The sequence below is a fragment of the Pannonibacter sp. XCT-53 genome (assembly GCF_009915765.1).
Taxonomy (GTDB): Bacteria; Pseudomonadota; Alphaproteobacteria; order Rhizobiales; family Stappiaceae; genus Pannonibacter; species Pannonibacter tanglangensis.
The window spans coordinates 87,304-101,827 of record NZ_JAABLQ010000004.1; the positions used below are offsets into that span (position 1 = coordinate 87,304).

Sequence of the window (14,524 nt, forward strand, 5' to 3'; positions counted from 1 at the left end):
GTTAACCGATGTTAACCGGCACCCGGGAACAGGCGTTCACTCGAACTCGCTTCTGAGGTCGATCGTCGACCGATGGCCGATGCTGTCGAAGTTGCGCTCCACCCAGGCTGCCGCCGTCTCGCGGCCGATGCGGAACAGCTCCTCCAGGAAGGCCCATTCCGCGTTGACCTTGGAGGAGGCCTGAAGCGGCTTGAGCATTTCCCCGTCGATGCGGTGCAGCCGCACGTCCATGTAGGCGTCGTTGCTGAGCTTGCCTTCGCGGATCAGGCGGCTGACGAACTCGATCGAGCGCATTTCGCGCAAGAGCGTCGAGTTGAAGGTGATCTCGTTCAGCCGGTTGACGATCTCGCGCGCCGTGCGCGGCGTCTCCTCGCGCACGACCGGGTTGATCTGGATAAGCACCGTGTCCGCCGTCCGTGTCTCATAGAACAGGGGATAGAGCGGCGGATTGCCCATGTAGCCGCCGTCCCAGTAGGGCACGCCGTCGATCTCCACGGCCTGGAACATCTGCGGCAGGCAGGCGGAAGCCATCACCGCATCAAGCGTGATGTCCTTGCCGGAAAAGATCCGGATCTTGCCGCTGTGGACGTTGGTGGCGGCCAGAAACAGGCGCAGGCCGTCGCAGGCGCGCACGGCCTCGAAATCCACCACCTGCTCGACGACCTCCCGCAGCGGATTGATGTTCAGCGGGTTGAACTCGTAGGGCGAGGCGAAGCGGGACATCAGGTCGAAAGCGAGAAAACTCGGCGAGAAGTCGAGGCTCCACTGCCCGAGCATCATGTCCAGCGGCGACCGCCGGATCGGGCTCAGCAGGGCGTGCTCGCTGACCTTGCTCCAGAAGCGGTGCAGCATCTCCCTCGCCCCGGCACTGCCGCCGGCGTGATAACCGCTGGCGAGCGCCACCGCATTCATCGCGCCGGCCGATGTGCCGGAGATGCCGTCAATGTCGATGCGGTCGTCTTCCAGCAGCCAGTCCAGCACGCCCCAGGTGAAGGCGCCATGGGCGCCTCCGCCCTGCAGGGCCAGGTTGATGCGCTTGCGGCGGGGACCCGGGCCGGCCGCGTCGGTCGTCTTGGCAGGGTGGTCGGTCATGCCTTACTGGGCGGTCCAGCCGCCGTCCATCGGCAGCAGGGTGCCCGTCATCGAGGCAGCGGCATCGGAGCAGAGGAACACGGCGAGGGCGGCCACCTGGTCGACCGTGACGAATTCCTTGGTCGGCTGCGCCTTGAGCAGCACCTCGCGCTTGACCTCGTCTTCGGTCATGTTGCGCGCCTTCATGGTGTCGGGGATCTGCGCCTCGACCAGCGGTGTCCAGACATAGCCCGGGCAGATGGCATTCACGGTGATGCCCTTTTCCGCCACTTCCAGCGCCACGGTCTTGGTCAGTCCGGCGATGCCGTGCTTGGCCGCCACATAGGCGGACTTGTAGGGCGAGGCGACCAGCGCATGGGCCGAGGCAGTGTTGATGATGCGGCCCCAGCCACGGGTCTTCATGCCCGGCAGGACGGCACGGATCGCGTGGAAGGCCGACGAGAGGTTGATGGCGATGATCGCGTCCCACTTGTCGACCGGAAACTCATCGACCGGGGACACGTGCTGGATGCCGGCGTTGTTGATCAGGATGTCGACCGACCCGAACTCGTTCTCGGCGTTCAGGATCATGGTGGCGATCTCCTCGCCGTTCATCATGTTGGCAGCCGAATAGGCGCACTGAACCCCGAAGTCCTTCTCGATGGCGCTGCGTTCTGCCTCGATCTTCGCCGCGTCACCGAAGCCGTTGATGACGATGTTGGCGCCCTGCGCGGCGAGCGCGCGGGCATAGCCAAGGCCGATGCCCGAGGTCGATCCGGTGATGACGGCGGTCTTGTTCTTCAGCATTCAAAGGGACTCCCGTTGAGCAGTGGCGGCAGCTTCCCACGAAATCACCTTGCACTGCAACACGGCAAAGGATGATGGTTTCGTGTCACTTGCAGGCGCTCAGGACTTGCCGATGTTGCGAACGCGGGCGATCGCGGCCGCCGCTTCGTGGCGGGTCCGGGCGGCGTCGGTGATGCCGGGCGTCAGGCCCACCCGCTCGGCATAACGCTCCCGGACGAGGCCGTAGCAGGTCGCGTGCAGGCTGGCGAAGAGCCAGACGCTGACCCCGACGCTGCCGAGCGGCAGCGCTGCCGATACCGCAAGCGCGGTGGTGGCGTCCGGAACGGCCGCCTTGACCAGCCCGAGCACCCAGATCCAGGCCAGCGTGATCACGACCGACAACAGGCCCATGACCAGCGCCGCCAGGGCCATCGGCCAGCCGAGACCGGCGCTGGCGCTCCATGACTGGCGCAGGCTGAGCCGGTCCTCGAGCGCGGCCGCGGGCAGGATCAGCGACAGTTTCTGCACCAGCATCAGGGCGACAAATGGCGTGGCGAGGAAGGCGATGATGCCGAAGCCGGCGGTGATGGCCGTGATGGCGCCCGCGACGGCAAGCAGCGGGATCATCAGCAGTCCGCCCAGAAGCAGGAGGAGGAGCAGCTTCATCATCACCTTCAGCACCCGCGGTGCGAAGGAGAAGGGAAAGTCGCGGGCGTCGATGAGGATGCGGCGCATGTAGGCCGTGGCGGCGGCAAAGCCGAGCAGGACGTTGGCCAGGCCGGCCAGGACCCGGACCGCCCCGTCATCGGCGGCGGCGACCGGTTCGGTCAGATAGGAGACAGTCGTGAAGCCGTCGCCGGGCAGGAACTGGCCGCTCAGCGCCAGGTTCAGCCCGGCCATGAGCAGGATGTAGCCCCAGCTTGCAGCAAGCAAGGTGCCAATCCTGCCGAAGGCGAGGGCAAGGGCGCGTTCGAGCACGGACAGGATCATGACGGCCTCCGGCCAGCTTGGGGACGGTTGACATGTAAGGGCGCGATGGCCTGCAAACACCGGGTGTCCGCGATTTTCCGGCGGCACCTGCGCCGTGCGCCTGCCGAAGGCCCTGCCATTGGCGGGCCCGAAGCGGACGAGGGACACGACCCGGGCCGCCGAGATCCGCAGGCGCGCCGCAGGCTCTCCCCGACCGGTGCCTGGTGAGGATCGTCGAGGAAGGGGCTGGACTTCAGCGGGGGCATCAGAGGGCTCCGGGCAGCAGGCCGCGAGGGGGCGACTCCGGCCGGGATGACCTTAGCCCGTGTTCCTGTCCTTTTCCACGGCATGCGTCTTCCTATTCCTGCCGGAATGCCCCAGTTTCTTGCAGCGCGCTTCTTGATTGCCCTTTTCGCAAAGGCAAATTAAGCAGTCGCGGGGGCGTGAGGGGCGTTTCCCATGCGGACGAAAACAGGTTGGCCTGTGCAATGACCGAATACACACCGATGCGCCTGCCGCGCCGCAGGTCCGTTGCCGTTCAGGTTGGGCATGTCATGGTGGGCGGCGACGCGCCTGTCGTGGTCCAGTCGATGACCAACACCGACACGGCCGACGCCGACGCCACCGTTGCCCAGGTGGCGGCGCTCGCCCGGGCCGGATCCGAGCTTGTGCGCATCACGGTTGACCGGGAGGAAGCGGCCATGGCCGTGCCGCGCATCCGCGAGCGGCTCGACCGGATCGGCGTGAACGTGCCGCTGATCGGCGACTTCCACTACAATGGTCACAAGCTTCTTGCTGATTTTCCGGCCTGCGCCGAGGCGCTTGCCAAGTACCGCATCAACCCGGGCAATGTCGGGTTCAAGGGAAAGCGCGACACCCAGTTTTCCCAGATCATCGACATCGCGCTGCGCCATGACAAGCCGGTGCGCATCGGTGTCAACTGGGGGTCGCTCGACCAGGAGCTGCTCACCCGGCTGATGGACGAGAATGCGGTGAGCGCCAATCCGATCTCCGCCGCAGCGGTGATGCGGGAGGCCATCATCCAGTCCGGCCTGCTGTCGGCGGCGCGGGCGGAGGAGCTCGGCATGCGCCGCGACCGGATCATCCTGTCGGCCAAGGTGAGCCAGGTGCAGGACCTGATCGCCGTCTACGCCGATCTCGCCAGCCGGTGTGACTACGCCCTGCACCTCGGCCTGACCGAAGCCGGCATGGGAACCAAGGGCATCGTGGCCTCCTCGGCCTCGATGGGCATCCTGCTGCAGCAGGGCATCGGGGACACCATCCGGGTGTCGCTGACGCCGGAGCCGGGCGGGGACCGCTCGCGGGAAGTTCAGGTGGCGCAGGAACTGCTGCAGGTGATGGGCTTCCGCGCCTTCGTTCCGGTGGTGGCGGCCTGTCCGGGCTGCGGCCGGACGACGTCGACGGTGTTCCAGGAGCTGGCCGGGGACATCCAGGATCACATCCGCGACTCCATGCCGGAGTGGCGCGAGAAATACCCGGGCGTCGAGAACCTTAACGTGGCTGTCATGGGCTGCATCGTAAATGGCCCGGGCGAATCGAAGTTTGCCGACATCGGCATTTCGTTGCCCGGCACCGGGGAGACCCCGACGGCGCCGGTGTTCATCGACGGCGAAAAGGTCGCGACGCTGCGCGGTCCAAACATCGCCAGTGAATTCAAGACGATGGTGCTCGACTACATCGAGCGCCGGTTTGGCCGCGGTGCCCGGGCTGTGCCCGAAATCCGGACCTCGGCCGACTAGCGACAAGGACAGGTTCCCCCATGCAGACCCCCCCGAGCGAACCCGTGGCCGATCGTCCGGCCATCCTGGTGATCACGTCCCAGGTCGTGCGTGGGGGGATCGGGGCGCGGGGCGCGGTCTTTGCGCTTGAGCGCCTGGGCTTTCCGGTCTGGTTCCTGCCCACGGTGCTGCTGCCCTGGCATCCGGGGCAGGGACGCGGCACCCGGATCGTTGCGCCGGCCGAGCAGTTTGGCGCGATTGCCGGGGACCTTGCCCGGTCGCCGAAACTGGGCGAGATCGGCGGGATCCTCACCGGATATCTCGGAGACGCCGCCCAGGCCGAAGCCGTTGCCGGACTGGTCAAGGCCGTCAAGGCCGTGTCGCCGGACGTGCCCTATCTCTGCGACCCGGTCATCGGCGATCTTGGCGGCCTCTATGTTCCGGAGGAAACGGCGCGTTCGATCCGGGACAACCTGCTGCCCCTGGCCGACATCTCGACGCCGAACCGCTACGAGCTTGCCTGGCTCACGGGGCGCGAGGTCGAGACCGAGCTGCAGGCCCTGTCGGCCGCGCGGCGGCTCGGACCTGAACGGGTCATCGTCACCTCGGCGCCGGCGATGCGGCGCAAGTCGATCTCCAACCTGCTGGTGGGTCCGCGCGGGGCAATCGCAGCCGAACACGCGGCCGTCGAGAACCCGCCGCACGGAACGGGCGACCTGCTCTCGGCGCTGTTCCTGGCCCGCCGGCTGGAAGGGCTGGACGACGAGACGGCGCTGATGCGGGCGGCAGGGGCGACCTTCGAGATGGTGGCACGCAGCGTCCGCAAGGGGTCCAGCGAGCTTCTGCTGGCCGCCGAGCAGCAGACGATCGGGCGACCGATGGCGCTCGTCAGCACCCGCCGGGTGCTCGAAACCGCCGCGGTGCGCTGACATGACCGCCGCGCCGCGCTGGATTGCAGGCGTGGACGGGTGCCCGGCAGGCTGGATCGCGGTGCTGGCGCCGGCCGATGACCTGTCCCGGGCGACGGTGCGCGTCGTGCCCCGCCTGGACGAGCTGCTGGACGCGACCCCGCGCGTCGAGGTGCTGGCCGTCGACATGCCCATCGGTCTGCCGGAGCGCACGCGTCCGGGCGGGCGCGGCCCCGAGGCGGCGGTCCGGCCACATCTGGGCGCGCGGCAATCCTCGGTGTTCTCCATTCCCTCGCGCCGGGCAGTCTATGCGCCGGACTACGCGACGGCCTGCGCGGAGGCGCTGGCGACCTCGGAGCCGCCGCGCAAGGTGTCCAAGCAAGCCTTCTACCTGTTTCCAAAGATCCGCGAGCTGGACGGGCTCTTGCGCGCGGGGGCAAGCGACCGGGTCTACGAGGTCCATCCGGAGGTCGCGTTCTGGCGCCTCAACGGCGGCCGGGCCATGCAGTTGCCGAAAAAGATCAAGGGCAAGGTCAATCCGGACGGGCTTGACGAACGCCGGGCACTGCTGCGCGCCGAGGGCCTGCCTGCGGAGGTCCTGCAGCAGCGGCCGCCCCGTGGTGCGGCCGCCGACGACCTTGTCGATGCCTGCGTCTGCCTGCTGATCGCCCGCCGCCTGCTTGAGGGAACGGCCACGCCTTTCCCCGCAGAGCCGGAGCGCGACGCCTGCGGCCTGCAGATGGCCATCTGGGCCTGAGCCCAAAGACTTCAGGGCTTGGCGGCGGGAACCCGCGAGACCTGGGCGACCGGGGCTGCGGCAGCGTTGGCAGCGGCGGCAGCGGCCGCTTCCGGCGTCAGCTGCGGCAGGTCCGGCGTCTCCTCGGCGCTGTCGCCGAAGGAGAACCAGCGTTTCAGGAAGCCTTTGGTCTCGCCCTGGCCAGACGCGCCTTCGGCGGCGAAGGCGGTCGCGGCAACCTCGCCGGACTGGCTTGCCGGGGCCGGAGCGGCAGCGGAGGCGGAACCGGACGGGGTCTGCTGACCGGTGAAGAGGCTGGCGAAGGCGCCGTTGGGTCGCGGGGTGGCAGCCGTCGCGCCCGAGCGCGGCGTCTCACCCGCCGCAGCAACGGCCTGCGCGGGCGCCGAGGCACCGGCCTGGGCCGTTGCCGTCGCCGCAACCGGGGGCGTGATTGCGCCGGGCTGTGCCGGCGTCGTTGCCGCAGGCGCGGCCGCAGCCACCTGCGGCGCGTCTGCCGCCGGCGCGTCGTCGGACCCTGCCGGCAGCGGTGCGCTCGGATCGAAATCCCGGTTGCCGACGAAGGCCGCGATCTTGGTCTGGGTTTCCTTCCAGCGCTTCTCGCGGGCGTCCTTGGCGTCGAGTTCGGCAACCAGCGTCTGGAACTGGGCCTCGTCCTTCTTCTGCTTGGCGGCGACGGCGACCTCGATGGCATCCGGCACGTCAAACTTCGGGCACTGGGCCGTGGCGCGGAAGGGAACACCGGCCACCAGCGGCGTCGCGTCGAAGACGTAGCGCTTCTCGCAGACATCCACCTTCGGCGGCATGCGCGTCACTTCAAAGTGATCGTAGCCCGTCTTCAGCATCCGCCAGAATTCGATGTGCGGGCTGTTGCGGTGACGGGCCATGTTTTCCGCAGTCATGCGGAAGGGGAAGGCCTGCACCTGGAACGAGCGCTGGCCGCCCTTGAAGCTGTCGCGGGCCAGGGCATAGATGTCCTGCACCTGCTGGTCCGTCATGGCGTAGCAACCGCGCGACGAGCAGGCGCCATGCACCATCAGATTGGAACCGGTGCGGTTGTGGGCCTGGTCGAAATCGTTCGGGAAGCCGAGGTTGAAGGCGAGATGATAGCTCGAATTGGGGTTCATCAGGCCGGGGGTGATCTCGTAGAACCCTTCCGGGGCCTGTCGGTCGCCTTCCTTGAACTTCGGCCCGAGCTCGCCCGACCACTTGCAGATCTCGAAGTCTTCCAGCAGGGCAAAGCGTCCGCTGCGGGTCTGCTTCCAGACCTCCAGCGTCGATTCTTCCTTGAAGATGCGGATCATGATGGGCGAGTTCGGCTCCATCTTGAGTTCCGCGAACTTGGCCCGGACTTCCGGCGAGACCTCGCGCAGATGCTTTGGTCCCGAACCGAGGTAGAGTTCGTCGGCCTGGCATCCTGCCAGGAGACCCGCCAGCATCACTGCGCCTACCGTGCGCATCAGCCGCCCTGACGTCCGCTTCTTCCGCTCGGCCTTGCCCATCATCCAAGACACCCAACTAACCCGCTGCATGGCAGCATCACCCGGTCCTGCTCAGCTTAAGCGTAAGGGGGCATGGTTTACGAGACCTTACGATCCGTCGAACCGGCCTTTTCCCCGCGGCTGCCGCAGTCCGGAACCCGGAGTGATCCCCGAAACTGTGGCAAAGCGACGGCAGCCAGCTCAGAGAGAGCGGCCGATGGCGAGGAACTTGTCCCGGCGCTGACGCCGCAGCTCGTCGGGCGAGAGACTGGCCATGGAGGCGAGCGCGGTCTCGATCGCCGTGCCGGCGCGGTCGATGATGATCTCGCGGGCGCGGTGGGCCCCGCCGACCGGCTCCTCGATGATCCCGTCGATGACGCCCATGCGCAGCAGGTCCTGCGCGGTGATCTTCATGCTGGTCGCCGCCTCCTGCGCCCGGGCACTGTCGCGCCACAGGATGGAAGCTGCACCTTCCGGCGAAATGACCGAGTAGACCGCGTGTTCGAGCATCAGCACCTTGCTGGTGGCGGCGATCGCGATGGCGCCACCGGAGCCACCTTCACCGATCACCACGGCCACATTGGGCACGCCCAGGCTGAGGCAGCGGTCGGTGGAGCGGGCAATGGCCTCGGCCTGGCCCCGCTCTTCCGCGCCGCGGCCCGGATAGGCGCCGGCGGTGTCGACGAGCGAGAGGACCGGAATGCCGAACCGTTCGGCGAGGTCCATGATGCGGACCGACTTGCGGTAGCCTTCCGGACGGGCCATGCCGAAGTTGTGGCGCAGGCGCGTTTCGGTGTCCGAGCCCTTTTCCTGGCCGAGGATGGCCACCGACTGACCCCGGAACCGTCCGAAGCCGGCGATGATGGCCTGATCCTCGCCGAAGCTGCGGTCCCCGGCCAGCGGCGTGAAGTCCTCGATCAGCGCCGCGATGTAATGGGCGGCATGGGGGCGGTCCGGATGGCGGGCGACCAGCGTCTTCTGCCAAGGCGTGAGCTTCGCATAGATGTCAGCGAGGGTCTGGTTCGCCTTGGTTTCGAGGCGGGCGATTTCCCCGTCCACGTCCACGGCCTCGCCGGAGGCTGCGAGAGCCTTCAGTTCCTGGGCCTTGCCCACGATGTCGGCGACGGGTTTTTCGAATTCCAGATAGCTGTGCATGAACCGGTTACCTGAAGGCCCGGGCGCGCTCGCGCGGTTCGCGCAGCACCCGGGCTGATCGTTGGGGACTGGCCTTATGTCGTGGCGCGACACTGGACAGCAAGGCCCGCCAAGTCAAGCGGGCCCTGTATCAGGTGGCCGGATGGGGTGCAAGCTCGGGCGTCAGCGCGCGGCGTGATCCGTGCCTTCTCCGTTAAGGCGAAGTTTGCTCGCCTCCACCACGAGCTGGCCGCTCTTGGTGGGAATGGAGATGCGGTAGGGAATGAGCACGTCGTCACGTCCCATCGGCGCCAGCCAGGTCTCGATGTCGGCCGAGGCCATCTGCTGCACCTGTTCGCGGCCGGGACGGTGGCCCGCCACGGGGATCCACTTGGCCGAGCAGACGACAACGGGGCCGTCATAGCCGCGACCGGAGACCTCGCGCGTTTCCTTGTAGGAGAGCTGGATGTCGAAGCGGGTCCAGCCGTCGAACACCGGCAGCTTGCGCTTGCAGGCGGCGGGGCCGAGGCCCTCCTTGCCCGAGCTGACCGGCATGAGCGCGGCGCTGAGCGGATCCATCGCGTTCTGACGGTGCTTGCGGGTCACCTCGACGCGGTCCGGGACCGGCTTGAACGGCGGCGTCGCCTCGAAGTTGCGGATGCTGCCGGACCCCTGCAGCAGCGAGACATAGAAGTCGCGGCTCGCGGCCTTGGAGGTCATGGTGTACTTGGACGGCACCACCTTGCTGCCCACCAGCCAGCCGGACGCTTCCGCGCCGCCCTGCCCGGTGGAGAAGACGCTGCCGATGCCGGCCGGCTCGATTCCGACCTTCGCGGAATAGGCATTGCCCTGCAGCACCAGCGACATGGTCCCCCGGCCGACCGTCAGGCCCGCCACGGTGATGTCATAGAGGCCGCCGATCTTGGTGCTGGACGCCACGGCTGCACTGCCGCCGAACAGGACCGGGAGCATGGCAGCCACGGCGGGGATGGCGGTGCGCCACCCGGCTTTCATCATCCTCGACAAAACTCGTCCTCCTCGGAGCCCTGCAGTCCGTCCGGCAGGGGCCGGTATCCGTTTCTGGTAGGCCCCGGCCCTGCGCGATCCGCGCAAGTGCCGGCACCCGATCACATGCTGGCCCAAGTTTCCGGGCAGCATGGTAACCGCTTGGTTAAAATATCGCGTTCTGCGGCGAAAAACCATTGTTTGGCGCTCGTTCGTCGGCGAAGCCTTGACGATGCCGCCCGGGGCCAGTATACGAGGCGCGATTTTTCCGAAATTGGCCGGTAGAGACGTTGCCGGACCTCGCGGTCCGCCGCAAATCGGCTGTAACCATACCGGGCCTCCCGAGGCCCGGCCAGAAGAATAAAGGGTGATCCCATGGCGCGCCGCTGCGAGCTGACCGGCAAGGACGTGATGTCCGGCAACAACGTTTCCCACGCCAACAACAAGACCCGTCGCCGGTTCCTGCCGAACCTGTGCAACGTGTCGCTGATCAGCGACACGCTGGGTGCGACCTTCAAGCTGCGCATCTCCGCGCATGCCCTGCGTTCGGTCGAGCATCGCGGTGGCCTGGATGCCTTCCTCGTCAAGGCTTCCGACGGCGAGCTGTCCGACAAGGCACGCCTGATCAAGGCTGAAGTGAAGCGTCGTCAGGCCGAAGCGGCCTGACACCGACACGTGACCAACACCCAAAGGGTGACATGATGAACAAGGCCGAGACCTTCTCTGCCGGTCGCATCGCCATCGCAGTCACTGCGATGGCGATTGTCGTTCTGGCGTCCAACTATCTGGTGCAGTTCCCCGTGCAGGGCACGCTCGGCGGCATCGTGCTGGCCGACCTGCTCACCTGGGGAGCGTTCACCTATCCGGCGGCGTTCCTCGTCACCGACCTGACCAACCGGCGCTTTGGCCCGCAGGCCGCGCGTCAGGTGGTCTATGCCGGCTTTGTGCTGGCGGTGGCCCTCTCGATCTGGCTGGCGACGCCGCGGATCGCCATTGCCTCGGGGACGGCCTTCCTCGTGGCGCAGCTGCTCGACGTGACGGTCTTCAACCGCCTGCGTCAGGCCACCTGGTGGAAGGCACCGTTCATCTCCTCGCTGCTCGGCTCCATTGTCGACACGCTGATCTTCTTCTCGATCGCCTTCTCGCCGCTGTTCGGCGGCAGTGACGCCTTCGCGCTGGAGCTGGCACCGCTGTTCGGCGTGTTCGCCACCGACGTGCCGCGCTGGATTTCCTGGGCGCTCGGCGATTTCACGGTGAAGATGCTGGTGGCGATCGCGCTGCTTGCCCCCTACCGCGTGCTGATGGCCATCCTCGTGCCGGCACCGCAGCAGAGCGCGGCCTGACAGCACGGCTTCCGATGAAACAAGAAAGCCCCGGGCCGATGGTCCGGGGCTTTTTTTTACGTATAGCTGGCGTCAACCCGGGGCTGCGAAGCGGAGGCCCGGGGTCTACTCGTTTACAGAGCAGCAGGGTTCGCTCCAGCGTCAGGCACGCGGCTGCCGTTGCGCCTCGGCTCATCTCTTCGGCTCTGCAAACGAGTTGGCCCCGGCTCTCGCGGTGCTCGGCCGGGGTGACACGGAGCAAGATGCTCACGCCCTGCCGGGATGGCATGACGCGGGTGGGCTATCGGCCTGTCCGTTTCCGGCATTTCAGTCCTCCAGCCGGAAGCGCAGCAGCAGGGTGCGCTGGAGCAGCGAGCGGTTGTCGTCCGACAGAATGGTGAGGATCGTGCGTCCTTGCGCGTCCTGATGCACCGCAAGCCCCTCCATGTTGTCGATCTGATGCGCGGGGCCGGCCTCCATGAGGATCTCGCCGCCCAGCACGGCGCCGGGCCGGATCTCGTCCGCGGCAATGCGGCGCAGGCGCATGCCGACCCAGTCCCGCAGGTTGAAGCGCCGTTCCAGCAGCACCAGGTCGCCATCGGGCAGGAAGGCGGCGTCGGTGGCGTCGTAATTGTCGGAGCGGGTGATCGAGAACGTGCCGGCCCGGGGGCCGCCGATGATGAACCCGGGCAGGTCATGGGTCTGGCTGAGGCCGCGTTCGCCGATGGCGATGAGGGCACCGCCAAGCGGACCGGCATCCGGAGCGGCGGCCAGGGCCTCAAGACCCTTGTTGCCCCGCAGCTCGCGCAGGGCCTTCGGCGTCTCCACGCCCGAGATCAGACGGCTGTCGGCAGCAGGCGGCCAGGGAAAGCGCAGGATGCGGTTGCTGCGCTCCGAACTGACGAAGAGCTCCTGCTTGCCGCGGTTGCGGCCGAGTGTCACCGCCTCGGTGTCACTGGACTGGGTGCGGCGCAGCTCGATCCCCTTGGCGTCCAGCATCGGTGTAAAGCGCGGCGCCCGCAGGGCCAGCGGCGTGCCGTCTGCCGATTGCTGGAGGCCGAAGGTGACCCAGAGCCCGTTGTCGGTGACCGCCAGGATCTCGGCGCCCGCGTCCAGCACGATGAGGCCGGACAGGCCGCCCACATCGCGGTTCGCGGAGGTGATGTCGAGGCCGCCGAGGAAGGTGAGGCGGCCGAAACGTGTGGTGTCCTCCCCGCGCGCAAACCGCTCGATGCGGGCCGCCGACAGGGCAACGGGCGTGCCGTCGGACAGGAGGGGCCCGGCGGCAGCGGCCGGCAGGACGAAGCCGCCGCACAGGAGAAGCGTGGCGGCAGCGGCCGGCAGGACGAAGCCGCCGCACAGGAGAAGCGCGGCGGCAAGCGTGCGTGGGAGGGCTGCCAGACGCATCAGGCCCGCGTCCGGGCGCGGCCTGCGCCCCGGGCCTGGCCGCGGCCTTTTCCTCGTGCGGCGCCGCGTCCTGTCGCGGGCTGCGCCGAGGTGTCCTCGAACAGGTCGGCGAGCTGGTTCGTCATGGCGCCGGCCAGTTCCTCCGCGTCGACGATGGTGACGGCGCGGCGGTAGTAGCGGGTGACGTCATGGCCGATGCCGATGGCGATGAGTTCCACCGGCGAGCGCGTCTCGATCTCCTCGATGATGAAGCGCAGATGCCGCTCGAGGTAGTTGCCCGGATTGACCGACAGGGTGCAGTCATCGACCGGAGCGCCATCGGAAATCATCATCAGGATGCGGCGGTTTTCCGGCCGGGCGAGCAGGCGGCGGTGGGCCCAGTCGAGCGCCTCGCCGTCGATGTTCTCCTTCAGCAGGCCCTCGCGCATCATCAGGCCAAGGTTGCGGCGCGAGCGGCGCCAGGGCGCGTCGGCGGCCTTGTAGACGATATGGCGCAGGTCGTTGAGGCGTCCGGGCTGGGCCGGCTTGCCGGCCGCAAGCCAGGCCTCGCGCGATTGTCCGCCCTTCCAGGCCTTGGTGGTGAAGCCAAGGATCTCGACCTTGACGCCGCAGCGCTCGAGCGTGCGCGCGAGAATATCGGCACAGGCAGCAGCGACCGTGATCGGCCGGCCGCGCATCGAGCCGGAATTGTCGAGCAGCAGGGTCACGACAGTGTCGCGGAACTTGGTGTCCTGCTCCTGCTTGAACGCCAGAGGCTGCATCGGGTCGATGACGGCGCGGGTGAGGCGGGCGGTGTCGAGGATACCTTCCTCGAGATCGAAGTCCCAGGAGCGGTTCTGCTGCGCCATGAGCTTGCGCTGCAGCCGGTTGGCGAGGCGCGCGACGGCGCTCTGCAGGTTGACGAGCTGCTTGTCGAGGAACGCGCGCAGGCGCTCCAGCTCGGCCACGTCGCAGAGGTCCTCGGCCGAGACCTCCTCGTCGAAGCGGGTGGTGTAGACGCGGTAGTCCGTGACCGGCTTGTTCGACTGCGGCAGCTCGCGGCGCTGGCTCTCGCCCGGCTCCTCGGCTTCCATGTCGAGGTCCTGGTCCTCCATGTCGAACGCGTCGCTGTCGGCAGCCTCTGTCTCGCCGGCGGCCATTTCCTCGCCGGTGACCTCTGTCTCCTGCGGCGCGGTCTCTTCCTCGCCGTCCTGCTCCTGGCTGTCGGAGCCGGTCTCGGCGTCATCGTTCTGGCCGCTGTCGTCGGTCTCGTCCGGCTCCTCGGCCTTGTCCGGCTCGTCGCCGAAGTCCTCGCCCATCTCAAGGGCGGTCAGCACGTGGCGCATCTGTCCGGCAAAGGCGGCCTGATTGTCGAGGCGGGTGACCAGACGGTCGAGATCGCGCCCGGCCCGCTCCTCGATCCAGTCGCGCCAGAGCGAGACGAGCTTCTGTGCAGCCGGCGGGGGCGGAGCGCCGGTGAGGCGTTCGCGCACGATCAGTGACAGGGCATCCGTCAGCGGGGCATCCTCGCGGCGGGACACGTCCATCGCCCCCAGGCGGGTGTAGCGGTCGTCGAGCATGACGGACAGGTTGTCCGCCACGCCCGGCATGCGGCTGGCCCCGACGGCCTCGCAGCGGGCCTGCTCGACGGCGTCGAAGATGGCACGGGCCTCGGCACTCTTCGGGCTGGCCTTGCTGTGGACGCGGGCATCGTGGCAGGCGAGCCGCAGGGCCATGGAATCCGACAGGCCCCGCGTGATCGACAGATCGCGGGCCGAGGGCTTGCGCGCCGGCTCGGGCAGGCGGGCCGACCCGGAGACCAGCGCCGGACGGTCGCCGGAGAAGATGACCTCCAGCTCGGCAGTGCCGGCGATGGCGCGCATCGTGCCGGCAACAGCCTGCTTGAAAGGTTCATTGGGCGACTGCCCCTTGCCGCCGCCGCCGCTGTTGCTGCCTGGCCCTGCCATGG

13 protein-coding genes are annotated in these 14,524 nt (G+C 67.9%); 5 read left to right on the forward strand and 8 right to left on the reverse strand.

Going from position 1 to position 14,524, the window contains the following annotated elements; translation table 11 throughout:
• Positions 1–36 precede the first annotated feature (36 nt).
• The 3 genes from GWI72_RS19005 to GWI72_RS19015 form a co-directional block, all read right to left on the reverse strand.
• The gene (locus GWI72_RS19005; protein ID WP_161677863.1) at positions 37–1,092 is read right to left on the reverse strand and encodes a patatin-like phospholipase family protein; all 1,056 of its coding nucleotides are present in this window, start codon (positions 1,090–1,092) and stop codon (positions 37–39) included.
• A gap of 3 nt (positions 1,093–1,095) precedes the next feature.
• Positions 1,096–1,878 carry a 3-hydroxybutyrate dehydrogenase gene (locus GWI72_RS19010; RefSeq protein ID WP_161677864.1) on the reverse strand — a complete coding sequence of 261 codons (783 nt, stop codon included), beginning with the start codon at positions 1,876–1,878 and terminating at the stop codon, positions 1,096–1,098.
• A 99-nt stretch (positions 1,879–1,977) separates the two neighbouring features.
• Entirely contained in the window at positions 1,978–2,847 is an 870-nt protein-coding gene (locus tag GWI72_RS19015; RefSeq protein WP_161709654.1) for a 4-hydroxy-3-methylbut-2-en-1-yl diphosphate synthase, read from the reverse strand.
• A 467-nt stretch (positions 2,848–3,314) separates the two neighbouring features.
• Between GWI72_RS19015 and ispG the strand changes: the two genes are divergently transcribed.
• The 3 genes from ispG to GWI72_RS19030 are packed head-to-tail and all read left to right on the forward strand — an operon-like array spanning position 3,315 to position 6,230.
• Positions 3,315–4,586, forward strand: a complete 1,272-nt coding sequence (ispG, locus tag GWI72_RS19020) for a flavodoxin-dependent (E)-4-hydroxy-3-methylbut-2-enyl-diphosphate synthase (protein WP_161709655.1) — start codon at positions 3,315–3,317, stop codon at positions 4,584–4,586.
• A 20-nt stretch (positions 4,587–4,606) separates the two neighbouring features.
• Positions 4,607–5,494 carry a pyridoxal kinase gene (gene pdxY / locus GWI72_RS19025; protein ID WP_161677867.1) on the forward strand — a complete coding sequence of 296 codons (888 nt, stop codon included), beginning with the start codon at positions 4,607–4,609 and terminating at the stop codon, positions 5,492–5,494.
• A 1-nt stretch (position 5,495) separates the two neighbouring features.
• A complete protein-coding gene (locus GWI72_RS19030) occupies positions 5,496–6,230 on the forward strand; it encodes a DUF429 domain-containing protein (protein WP_161709656.1) in 735 nt (244 codons plus the stop codon).
• Between the two features lie 11 nt (positions 6,231–6,241).
• On the opposite strand, the gene GWI72_RS19955 is transcribed toward GWI72_RS19030, so the two are convergent.
• From GWI72_RS19955 to GWI72_RS19045, 3 genes are all read right to left on the reverse strand, one after another.
• Positions 6,242–7,687, reverse strand: coding sequence for a L,D-transpeptidase family protein (locus GWI72_RS19955; protein ID WP_179956250.1), 1,446 nt, complete (start codon positions 7,685–7,687; stop codon positions 6,242–6,244).
• 222 nt (positions 7,688–7,909) lie between these two features.
• Entirely contained in the window at positions 7,910–8,863 is a 954-nt protein-coding gene (locus GWI72_RS19040; RefSeq protein ID WP_161677869.1) for an acetyl-CoA carboxylase carboxyltransferase subunit alpha, read from the reverse strand.
• Between the two features lie 162 nt (positions 8,864–9,025).
• Entirely contained in the window at positions 9,026–9,859 is an 834-nt protein-coding gene (locus GWI72_RS19045; RefSeq protein WP_208995979.1) for a DUF3108 domain-containing protein, read from the reverse strand.
• Positions 9,860–10,222: 363 nt separating this feature from the next.
• Here GWI72_RS19045 and rpmB point away from each other — a divergent pair, with 363 nt between their 5' ends.
• Both rpmB and GWI72_RS19055 read left to right on the forward strand, forming a co-directional pair.
• The gene (gene rpmB / locus GWI72_RS19050) at positions 10,223–10,513 is read left to right on the forward strand and encodes a 50S ribosomal protein L28 (protein ID WP_161677871.1); all 291 of its coding nucleotides are present in this window, start codon (positions 10,223–10,225) and stop codon (positions 10,511–10,513) included.
• A gap of 35 nt (positions 10,514–10,548) precedes the next feature.
• Complete coding sequence (locus tag GWI72_RS19055; protein WP_161677943.1) at positions 10,549–11,190, forward strand: queuosine precursor transporter; 642 nt, start codon at positions 10,549–10,551, stop codon at positions 11,188–11,190.
• 306 nt (positions 11,191–11,496) lie between these two features.
• Here GWI72_RS19055 and GWI72_RS19060 read toward each other — a convergent pair whose 3' ends face one another.
• Together GWI72_RS19060 and cobT are read right to left on the reverse strand one after the other, a co-directional pair.
• Positions 11,497–12,576 carry an esterase-like activity of phytase family protein gene (locus GWI72_RS19060; protein ID WP_161709657.1) on the reverse strand — a complete coding sequence of 360 codons (1,080 nt, stop codon included), beginning with the start codon at positions 12,574–12,576 and terminating at the stop codon, positions 11,497–11,499.
• Entirely contained in the window at positions 12,576–14,522 is a 1,947-nt protein-coding gene (gene cobT, locus GWI72_RS19065) for a cobaltochelatase subunit CobT (RefSeq protein WP_161709658.1), read from the reverse strand. The genes GWI72_RS19060 and cobT overlap by 1 nt, the downstream gene beginning before the upstream one ends.
• Positions 14,523–14,524 lie beyond the last annotated feature (2 nt).

Excerpts from the sequence above, each read along its gene's own strand:
- GWI72_RS19005 (WP_161677863.1), bottom strand. The coding sequence starts at position 1,092 with ATGACCGACCACCCTGCCAAGACGACCGACGCGGCCGGCCCGGGTCCC.
- GWI72_RS19010 (WP_161677864.1), bottom strand. The coding sequence starts at position 1,878 with ATGCTGAAGAACAAGACCGCCGTCATCACCGGATCGACCTCGGGCATC.
- GWI72_RS19015 (WP_161709654.1), bottom strand. The coding sequence starts at position 2,847 with ATGATCCTGTCCGTGCTCGAACGCGCCCTTGCCCTCGCCTTCGGCAGG.
- ispG (WP_161709655.1), top strand. The coding sequence starts at position 3,315 with ATGACCGAATACACACCGATGCGCCTGCCGCGCCGCAGGTCCGTTGCC.
- pdxY (WP_161677867.1), top strand. The coding sequence starts at position 4,607 with ATGCAGACCCCCCCGAGCGAACCCGTGGCCGATCGTCCGGCCATCCTG.
- GWI72_RS19030 (WP_161709656.1), top strand. The coding sequence starts at position 5,496 with ATGACCGCCGCGCCGCGCTGGATTGCAGGCGTGGACGGGTGCCCGGCA.
- GWI72_RS19955 (WP_179956250.1), bottom strand. The coding sequence starts at position 7,687 with ATGCGCACGGTAGGCGCAGTGATGCTGGCGGGTCTCCTGGCAGGATGC.
- GWI72_RS19040 (WP_161677869.1), bottom strand. The coding sequence starts at position 8,863 with ATGCACAGCTATCTGGAATTCGAAAAACCCGTCGCCGACATCGTGGGC.
- GWI72_RS19045 (WP_208995979.1), bottom strand. The coding sequence starts at position 9,859 with ATGATGAAAGCCGGGTGGCGCACCGCCATCCCCGCCGTGGCTGCCATG.
- rpmB (WP_161677871.1), top strand. The coding sequence starts at position 10,223 with ATGGCGCGCCGCTGCGAGCTGACCGGCAAGGACGTGATGTCCGGCAAC.
- GWI72_RS19055 (WP_161677943.1), top strand. The coding sequence starts at position 10,549 with ATGAACAAGGCCGAGACCTTCTCTGCCGGTCGCATCGCCATCGCAGTC.
- GWI72_RS19060 (WP_161709657.1), bottom strand. The coding sequence starts at position 12,576 with ATGCGTCTGGCAGCCCTCCCACGCACGCTTGCCGCCGCGCTTCTCCTG.
- cobT (WP_161709658.1), bottom strand. The coding sequence starts at position 14,522 with ATGGCAGGGCCAGGCAGCAACAGCGGCGGCGGCGGCAAGGGGCAGTCG.